The organism is Providencia sp. PROV150 (genome assembly GCF_028481025.1).
In the GTDB taxonomy this organism is placed as follows: domain Bacteria; phylum Pseudomonadota; class Gammaproteobacteria; order Enterobacterales; family Enterobacteriaceae; genus Providencia; species Providencia hangzhouensis.
On record NZ_JAMPPJ010000038.1, the window covers coordinates 1 to 8,905 of the forward strand.

At 43.2% G+C, this 8,905-nt stretch carries 10 protein-coding genes; all 10 read right to left on the reverse strand.

Features of this window, described 5'->3' with window-relative positions; all coding sequences use genetic code 11:
- Positions 1-721, reverse strand: a 721-nt coding sequence (locus tag PSE83_RS20135) for a hypothetical protein (RefSeq protein ID WP_272661049.1), incomplete at its 3' end; no start/stop codon positions are given.
- Positions 718-1,092: a hypothetical protein gene (locus tag PSE83_RS20140; RefSeq protein ID WP_272661050.1), complete on the reverse strand. Its 375-nt coding sequence runs from the start codon at positions 1,090-1,092 to the stop codon at positions 718-720. The genes PSE83_RS20140 and PSE83_RS20135, both read right to left, overlap by 4 nt.
- A gap of 137 nt (positions 1,093-1,229) precedes the next feature.
- Complete coding sequence (locus PSE83_RS20145; RefSeq protein ID WP_004259745.1) at positions 1,230-1,637, reverse strand: tetratricopeptide repeat protein; 408 nt, start codon at positions 1,635-1,637, stop codon at positions 1,230-1,232.
- 48 nt (positions 1,638-1,685) lie between these two features.
- Positions 1,686-2,321, reverse strand: coding sequence for a tetratricopeptide repeat protein (locus PSE83_RS20150; RefSeq protein WP_004259749.1), 636 nt, complete (start codon positions 2,319-2,321; stop codon positions 1,686-1,688).
- A gap of 187 nt (positions 2,322-2,508) precedes the next feature.
- Entirely contained in the window at positions 2,509-3,009 is a 501-nt protein-coding gene (locus tag PSE83_RS20155) for a hypothetical protein (protein ID WP_164565184.1), read from the reverse strand.
- A 300-nt stretch (positions 3,010-3,309) separates the two neighbouring features.
- Entirely contained in the window at positions 3,310-3,780 is a 471-nt protein-coding gene (locus tag PSE83_RS20160; protein WP_004259762.1) for a hypothetical protein, read from the reverse strand.
- Positions 3,764-5,572, reverse strand: a complete 1,809-nt coding sequence (locus PSE83_RS20165) for a hypothetical protein (RefSeq protein WP_164565186.1) — start codon at positions 5,570-5,572, stop codon at positions 3,764-3,766. The genes PSE83_RS20160 and PSE83_RS20165 overlap by 17 nt, the downstream gene beginning before the upstream one ends.
- Positions 5,569-6,375, reverse strand: coding sequence for a DUF4123 domain-containing protein (locus tag PSE83_RS20170; protein ID WP_004259776.1), 807 nt, complete (start codon positions 6,373-6,375; stop codon positions 5,569-5,571). Before PSE83_RS20170 ends, PSE83_RS20165 begins: the two co-directional genes overlap by 4 nt.
- Entirely contained in the window at positions 6,372-8,501 is a 2,130-nt protein-coding gene (locus tag PSE83_RS20175) for a type VI secretion system Vgr family protein (RefSeq protein WP_272661051.1), read from the reverse strand. The genes PSE83_RS20170 and PSE83_RS20175 overlap by 4 nt, the downstream gene beginning before the upstream one ends.
- Positions 8,502-8,570: 69 nt before the next feature.
- Positions 8,571-8,905: Hcp family type VI secretion system effector (locus tag PSE83_RS20180; protein ID WP_196733033.1), on the reverse strand; the 335-nt coding region annotated here is incomplete at its 5' end.

Consider the following 8,905-nt stretch of genomic DNA (forward strand, 5'->3'; position numbering starts at 1 on the left):
GAAAACTGGAGTAATGGGAAACATTCGGGCGGTAGAGGATCGTTTTCAATTGCCCTGTTTTTTCATCAATGCCATACAGTTTAATCGCCAGCATTTTACCTGCATAGCCGAATTGTGCATCTTCATAGCGCGTTAAACGTACTTTCCCCATCCCATAGCTATACAATATTCCTCGTTGCCTATCAGCAATAAGATACACCGGAGGGGTAAAGAAAGAGAGGTAACCCAATAGCCATAAAAAACCCGGGAAAAAAATTAGCCAGCCGATTATTAAAAATATTTCCGCTTGGCTATTACGGCTAAGTTCACCAGAATAATATGCTTTAATATAGGTCCATATACTTATTTTTTCTTTGTTAAAGTATGGAACATATTTATCTAAATATTTTGGAGGGCTACTGCCTTGTTCATTATATGAGTCATAAATGCTTTTGTTATAATTAATTGTATCCTGAAATGTATACATTTTAGATGAGTGTCTACCCATAAAGCCCCAGAGTGTATAACAAGCCATTACTAAAAGTACGATAAAAAATGGGATCGTATTAGTTAGTTGACTATTCCGCTGTGGAGAGTTAATCACACAACGCTGTTTATTCACCGCATCTAAAAATACCAGTTTTTGAGGCTCCAACGGATCATCGTAGTGATGACTTTCTTCAATCAATAGCGTGGTTTCTAATTGCTCTGGGTGCTTTGTTGCCGTATATAAACTCGTCATTCGGTGCCTTCCTCATCAATACAGCCATAAAGTTTATCACTAGGATCACCGTTTCGGTAACGCAATGGCGCAATCTCGCCTTTAAGACGATCCACCAAGTAATACCAATAAATGGATGGGATAGATTGCCCCAGAGGATCACCTGCAAAAATACCCGCTTCGACTTCAAAGCTCAGTACAAGCTCTCCATCACGCAGAGTCGTACAGTCTAACGCATCTTGCAACGCTGTCTCGAAGGCTGCATTAAATTTTGTTTGCTGTGAAGCCAAATAGTCAATCCCACGATGTTTGACTACCGTATCCCCTTGTTTGGGTAAAGAGGCCACAGGTGTTCCCGTGGGATAAGCAAACAAGGCTTTCTTTTCAACCAATTGGTATTCAACATCCGAAATACCACATTGAAAATTAGACTAGTAAAACTAATTCACCCAACAGGCCTTCTTTGGGTAATTATTGCTATTTTTGAATACTGAAAATCTGAAGTTTCGGTATAGAACTCCATAAAAAACTAACGTTGCACAGGTAACGTTAGTTTCTTTAACTTATCATATTCGTCACAAGAGAGAGGATACCCTGCTTTGCATGCTTTCATAAATTCTACTTTAGCCAATTCATCATTTTGCTTTGTACCTAGACCATGCGCATAAGCGACACCAAGGTAAAACAAACCGATAAAATCCTCTTGCTGAGCGGATTTCTGTAACCAACCAAAGGCTTCTTCATGTTTATTTTGGCCTGTTAAATGCGATGCAAATAACACTTGTGCTCTGGAATTGCCAATACTTGCACACTTTTCTATGGTTGAAATTGAGTAAGGTGACTTACTTTGTAGTATAGAGTTAATCTCTTTATCGCAATCAACAGCATACGCAGATATAGAAATCAACAAAAATGACAATGTAAATAATATCTTCATAATAGTCCTGTTAAGGAGTGCAAGCACATAACTTAGAATACCAATAGTCTAATTTTTTGATTTTAGAACATCATATTCGTTACAAGGGTAAGTATTATTATCTTTAGTTAAAGCCGTTTTTACATTGTAGTTAATGGCACTTACAAAATAATCAGCGGCCTTCTCGTTATCAGTATCAACACCATCCCCATTTTTATACATATTTCCTAAATAGGAATAAGCCGTAGCATCACCTAATTTGGCAGCGGCTAAATACCACCTTTTAGCCTTGCGTGCATTCTTTGCGGTAGCATAGCCATTTTGATACATGTGTCCCAAGAATGTCATGGCCTGTGGAATACCATTATTAGCTGCATTTTCCACTAACTCGAAGGCATAGAACCAATTTCTATCAACGCCTTCACCATCGAAATAAAGCAAACCCAAAACAAATTGAGATTTAGCACACCCTTGATCAGCCGATTTTCTTACCCACTCAAAAGCCTCAGTCGGTTTTTTGGCTTCTAATTTATACCATCCACCTAAATCGAATTGAGCTTCTGGGTCCCCTTTTAGTGCATTCTTACAAATACTTAAGTTAGGTTTCCCTTCCCAGTCAGACTTGTGTTTTTCATATAAATCGTCACATAAATCCGCATTACAGCTAAAAGTGACAAGCAGACCTAAAAAAAATATCTCTTTCATGTTGTAAGCTAAGCCACATAAATATCTACAAACAAGTATGCATTAACGGAATCAAAAGTCCGAGGTTACCCTCATTCTATAATTAGTAATAAGCATCATTGTGTTATTCCCTATTAAATTATCTCCAATATAACATCCTAAACCATATTCATTTATTGCTAGTTTACATTATTACACTAAGTTGGATTTATGAATGACGCTTCAAAGGTAAATAATGTTTTTCTAAATATTTATCGACATGTTTAGCAAGATTAATTAAATCCGCATAGGCTACCGGTCCTAGTTCAGGCATTTTTCGTGATAAATATTCTGCCTTTGTTATCATCAATCTATTAGCTTCATCGATTACTTCCTGCTCCAAAAAGATAGAAGGTACTACTGCCCAATTATATTCAGGTGTGTTCGTTTTTTGTCGTCCCGTTAAAGCCCAGTCAATTTTTCCATGATAAGATTCTATGGCAGCTTTCAACACAGCAATAAAATCTTGATGATTACGTTCATCTACAGGACGAAAGTTTGTTGATGGCGGCTCATTAATAGTATCAGCAATATAAAGCTCGCCATCAATAAAATTAGTGGGGTCAATATACTTTTTCACAAAACGTCGGCTAGTTCTGTTCCACTCAATATCAATATATTTTCTGATAACAACCATCAATTCACCGCCTTGGTTATTTTCAATTGTCATTATTTTAATCCTGTAGGCTTGTTAGTAATCGTTAGCTTTCCATCATTAATACCTTTGATGTATTTCTCCCAATCCCCTTTAGGGATTGCTTGAGATGAAATCCGGGGTTCATAAATATATTTCCCATCGGAATAAACTTGGTGATACCCCCATATCACCTTCAGTAATACCATTTTCAAATACATTTATTGAACCGTACTTTTCGGTTGATCTGACTTCAAGAATCTCACCTTGTCCTCCCGCAGCTTCTTTCAAATCTCTGGCGATTTTAGAACAATCATAATACTCATCTAACCACAATTATAACTTATGTTTAGCCTTAAAATTAATGTATTTTTCAATACCCTTTTCTATTAACTTAATTGGTAATTTATATACCATTAAATAACCATCATGATTGAATAATAACATTTCTTTTTTGCTTATAGAAAAGAAAATAGTATCGCCATCAATAAAACAAGAGTTATATTTTTTAAAATACCAATCCAAAAAAGAATCAATATCTTTAGAGCCTAATAAAAATGCTATCTTTTTTTCGTATAAGAAATCATTTAATACAATCACTTCACCTAGTTGATATCTTTTAAAGTCAATTTCCTCTAATATATCAATATCATCTTTTTCTTCCCAGTTCTTCAGTTGTTTAACTAAAAAGAAATTTTCATCTTCGGCATAATCTATGAAATTAATTATTTCAATATTATCACCTAAAATAGGTGACAATATTTCATTTGCCTCTATCAGATTAATGCATTTATGGTTTTCCATCATACTTCTCTCTACCTTTTATAAAAATTTTATCCGTCACACCGTATCGTTTACCATTATAGTCACGGATAGTTACATGTGGACCCTCATTAGTATTTTTATGCCCGTCTGGATTCCACTCAATTCTTCTTGTGCCATCTGGACTTTCATACCAGTGTTCTTTTATTGGTTTAAAATTATCTAAGCTGCCACCTGCCGCTTTTTCTGCTTCTTCTAAAAGCCCATCTTGATCCTCTACAAATTTTCTTTCTACGGTTTCACCAACTGAATTTGTGACATTTTTAGATTCATTTAAACTTACGTAAACAGGCTTAACATCCTTCCTGTCTACTGTCAGAATGTAATCCCGAAAATCCACAGGTTCAACATCGTGTCCCGTATGGCGCCAAACTATTCCATCATCCGCAATCGGCAATGTTTCAGGCCGAGTATCAGACTCATGGATGGCAAAACCTTCCGGTTTCTCGACTCTTTGAGGCTGAGGCGAGGGACCCGCATGAATGATGGGTTCATTTGGAATATCATCAATCCGCGCAGAGATATTAATTATCTCCCCCGATGCCGCCACGCCCATGTAAAGGGTTGTTCCATCTGCATCAAAACGGTAAATTTCGGCTTGGTTATTAGCACTCGGCAATCCATTTGGGGATTGATATATCGGTAAGCTCAACACTTCTCGCGCTTCAGCTTCGGAAGCCAATTCACCCTTAATCACTGGCACTTGGTCAAACCCACTGTCTCGCTCGGTATGGTATGCAATCAGTTGAGATGCACTTGCCATCGCTGCCGCTGTGGTTCCCGTTGAGGCAAATCCCACTCGCATACGCGTCGGTGCAGAGCCTCCCATCTCAGCAATTTCCAGCAAATCAGGCTGCGTTAAGCTGTCCCCTTCATAGTAATTCGCTACCATGGCAAACAGAATATTTGCACTTAAAACCAACGGTGACGGTTTTCGCAGTTCATACTCAAGATGTCGAGCAATACGGTGATTTGCACTTTCTTGTGAGTTATCCCATCCAAACGACGTCTCTTGCTGCCCCACGGCACCACCGACAACACCACCACTTGCCATAGCGCCACTGCCCATGGCTCCCCCAATTGGAAAAGCCTGTGCGGTGCCAACCGGATTTAATGCGCTAAAGAATGAAGATACCCAGCTTGATTGAGGAACTGTTTGTGTCGAGTTTGACACTGTGTTGCAAGTATAGTTACTGTAATCACACACCCCAAAGTTAGCCAAGGCCTCTACGTCAAGTCCCTCATCCGTATTGCCTAGCCCTCTTAGGGTCGATTTAGCAAATACCGGCTCGGCTATCCGCTTAATCGCAATCACACGGCGATGGTCATACGGGAACAATAGGGGATAGCCCTTATCCCGTTGTTGATAGTGGGTAGAACGGCTTATTTGCCCCGCTGTCATGCGGTGAACCGTGGTGGGTACATTCGGGTTAAACGCCCCTGCGCGGTTATTTTCACTCAGGAGATACCCTTGCTCACGGCAATAATCACTCAGTGACTTATCGTTGCCTTGAATAGCCGCCGGAGGCGACATCGCAGTCAGGGCATCGGCTAAGGGTTGCGGTTCAAAGCTCAGAGTGTACGGGCGGGCGGTTAAGCCTTCCGCTTTAATCAAGCCTTGTGGGTCGCTACTGCCTTGCATCGTACGGCCTGTGCCTCGCTCGGCGAGCGTATACGGCACGTTGGCTAAGGGTTGTCCTTTATCATCAACCAATTGCAGCTCTAACCAAAATCGATAGTTTTCACAGATAATGCACGATTCGACTTTCTGACTCATGACGGCTCCGTTGTCGTGGTTAACCAGCCTTGTTGCTGGGCATAGTCCGTAAATTGTGTGGCGGTACGAGTATGAATATCCCCCACGAGTGAGGGATGCAGGTGTAACCAATCCACTAAACGTCGGTGAAGTTGACCTTCCGGTGTGTCGAGTGACAGCGCTATTTCCGCATGGTTTTCCCACAGTTCACACGCCAGGTTTTCCGCTAACAGCTGGATAAATTGGGCGGAGTTTTCCCACGCAGCCTGTAAGTGTTCCCCCATGATAAACGGACGGGCTTGCAGTTCAGGAATGGGTAAAGGGTTATGCCGAGTAGGCGATTCAAAAAAAGCAGGGGCACTGGGTGTCTCCAGCATCACCTCATGAACAGGGGTCATCAGCACAGACCAATCCACCGCACGCATTTTGGGAATAAGCACATTCGCAATACGTGTGTCCATTAAACGCAGCACCACGAGCTCTTCATTCAGCTCCACCAATTGGCGGTTTTGCCAATGCTGTAACTGGTATTGCCAATCCAGCGAACTGCGATACGCCCAGCCCCATGTGTTATCACTTAAGCCTTTACGGTCAAGCAGTTGCCCCAATGGGGCATACGCACTCGGTTTTAATTGCACAAGCCACGGGCTCTGACCGATTAAATGGGCCAGTGAGGTGCCATTGTAAATAGGAAATGCCTGTTCAACCCAATCGTTGGCAAACAATAAGTCTGTCGGGTTGGGTGTGGCTAACGTATTGAGCAGTAAATAAATAGGGTCGGTATTCGATGCCGTTAACCATGTTGTCCAAGGGGTGAGTCTCATTGATTTCCCCCATTAGGCTTAATCACCCAACTGCCCGTCGCTTGGGCTTGCATCGCGCAATAGGGTTTAATCGGATAAAGCGGTATCGCAAACGGGTCAACGCCATCCGGCAATTGAATGTCTACCGCTTGCCCTGAGCCTCCGGCACTGTCACCAATCGCCACATTGCCAGAGGTAAACACATTACCCGGTGTCACCCGCACAAAACTGCCGCCCACTTTTAAGGTAATTTCCGTCGCCGCATCAATCACCACTTTCCCTTGGCTGGTGATGTGGGTCTCTTGACCACTTTCACTCACCAGTGCACCGTTAATTTGTTGGTGATAACTGCCAAGCACCTGTTCAGAGATATCACCTTCTATTTGAGCCTTGTGCGTCCCTTTAATGTGAAGGTGGTCATCCCCTTGAATGTCAGTAAAACGGTGTTGGTCAATGCGCTGTTTGACATCGTGTTGGACATGGGTATGGCTGTCATGTTGAATATGCACATTCATGTCACGCTGGGCGTGAATATATACTTCTTCTTGCCCTGCTTGGTCTTCGAAACGTAATTCGTTAAAGCCTTCCCCTTTATGAGTACATGTTTTAAAGGTGGTGCGTGTTTTTTGGGCGGGTAAATCTAACGGAGGGGCATTGCGACCGTTGTACATGCATCCCGTAATGACGGGGCGGTCAATGTCGCCATTCAGATAACTGATTAAAACCTGCTGCCCAATATGGGGAATACTCATAAACCCATAGCCATTTCCGCTCCAGCCATGCATTACAGGTACCCAGCAAGACGCACTGTGGTCAGGAATACCACGCCTGTCCCAATGAAAATAGACGGTCACTTCCCCTTTGCTGTTCGTGTAAATTTCTTCCCCTTTTGGGCCTACGACTGTCGCAACTTCATCCCCATCGGCAAGCGGCTTATATCGGTAAGGCGGTCGCCACTCTTGAGTGCTAGGCACAAAGGACAGCTGGTTACTCAGTTGGGTGCCTTCACCACCACTGTTATCCGCTAATGGCTGCACACCGTGATGGGAGACACTCACCACCTGCCATGTCGTATTCATTCGAGGGCTAGGATGGTTAGATAAGATAAAAATACGTCCCGGTGCTAACTCAATGCAGTTAGTGGTGGCTGAACCCACTTGCCGCTGGTTTTGTGATTGCTCGTAGCGGATTTGGTTGAAGGGCTGCCCCTCGGCATCTTCTTGAAAGCGACCATAGCTTTCAAACACCTCATGTTGTTGATGGACTTCGCCCGTGACTTGGTGGCTCAGTGGGTAAGAGGGGCGAAGTTGGTTGTAATCTTTATCCACACGAATATCGCTGCACAACTGCTCAGCATAGCGCCATGTGGTGGCCGTACTGTCAGTAATGTCGGTCTCTGATTGCGGATTATAGGTGAGCGAAATACCCGCTTTCATGCCTAAATGACGGTCACTGTAAAACAGTTGCGGGCCTTCTTCGAACCAGTAATTAATCCCTTCTTCAGCAGCAAGGCGACACCAGAACTCATACATCGTTTCGCGCTTTTGGGTGATATAGGAGCGTTCAAGATGCTCTTCCGAATGGTAGAATTGCATATCGTGTTTCACACGCGCTTCATCCAGTAACACCTTAAGAACTTGGGGCACCGTCATATTTTGGAAAATGCGGCTATCTTGCTTAAGCGTCATCACCCACATTTCAGGGCGTATCACAAAGTGATACCAGGTTTTGACCCCATCGGTATTCCCTTGCTCTGCCCCGGCTAAAATGCCTTGTACCGTGCGAAGAATTTTTCCATCTCGTTTTACAGTCAGCGAAGAGGCCACACCCAATACCGTTTGAAAATCAATCTCGGGTAACGGGCTGACCGCCTGAATCGACAGTGAAAAGAGCTGGGAAAGTCCTTCTTGTAAATCAAATTGCGTGACTTGAAAGGTATTTTCAGGTAGCCCACCAATGGTACAGGTGAATACTAATCCCGTCCCCATTTCGCCATTCATAATACGGTCTAGCAGTTGACCATGGGCTTCTTGCAAGGCTTGGTCTTGTGCATAGGTTCTGCCACCCGCATACCCACCACCGTGAATAAGCGGGTTATTTTCGGGGCTACCGAGTCGTCTATTTTTCTTTGGGTCAGTCCAAGACATGGGAGTTTCCTCTACGGAAGAAAAAGCTAAAAACGCAAACGATCCTCGAAAGGCTCGCTAAATTTGAACTTACGCTTCGAGCGGCGCACGCCAGTCATCGGCACCGGATGTACCTGCAACGGTATGTTCCCAGTCAATTTTACGGTAAGACAGAGACACTTCGATTAACTGCGTGAAATCCGCTTTCGCGGGGTCTTGGCAATGCGGCATTTGGCAATCGATATTCACGATAGTCGCATCCGTTAATGTGGTGGTGAAGAAATGCTCTTGCTTGCCTTCAACTGAGGTGCGGTACCATTTGAGTTCCACTTTCGGCAGCATTTCGCCAGACGCTAATGCGTTATACAGCAGCGGAACCGCTTTGTTTAACGCCACGGTAAAACGGAAGGGTTTATGTGCACGCT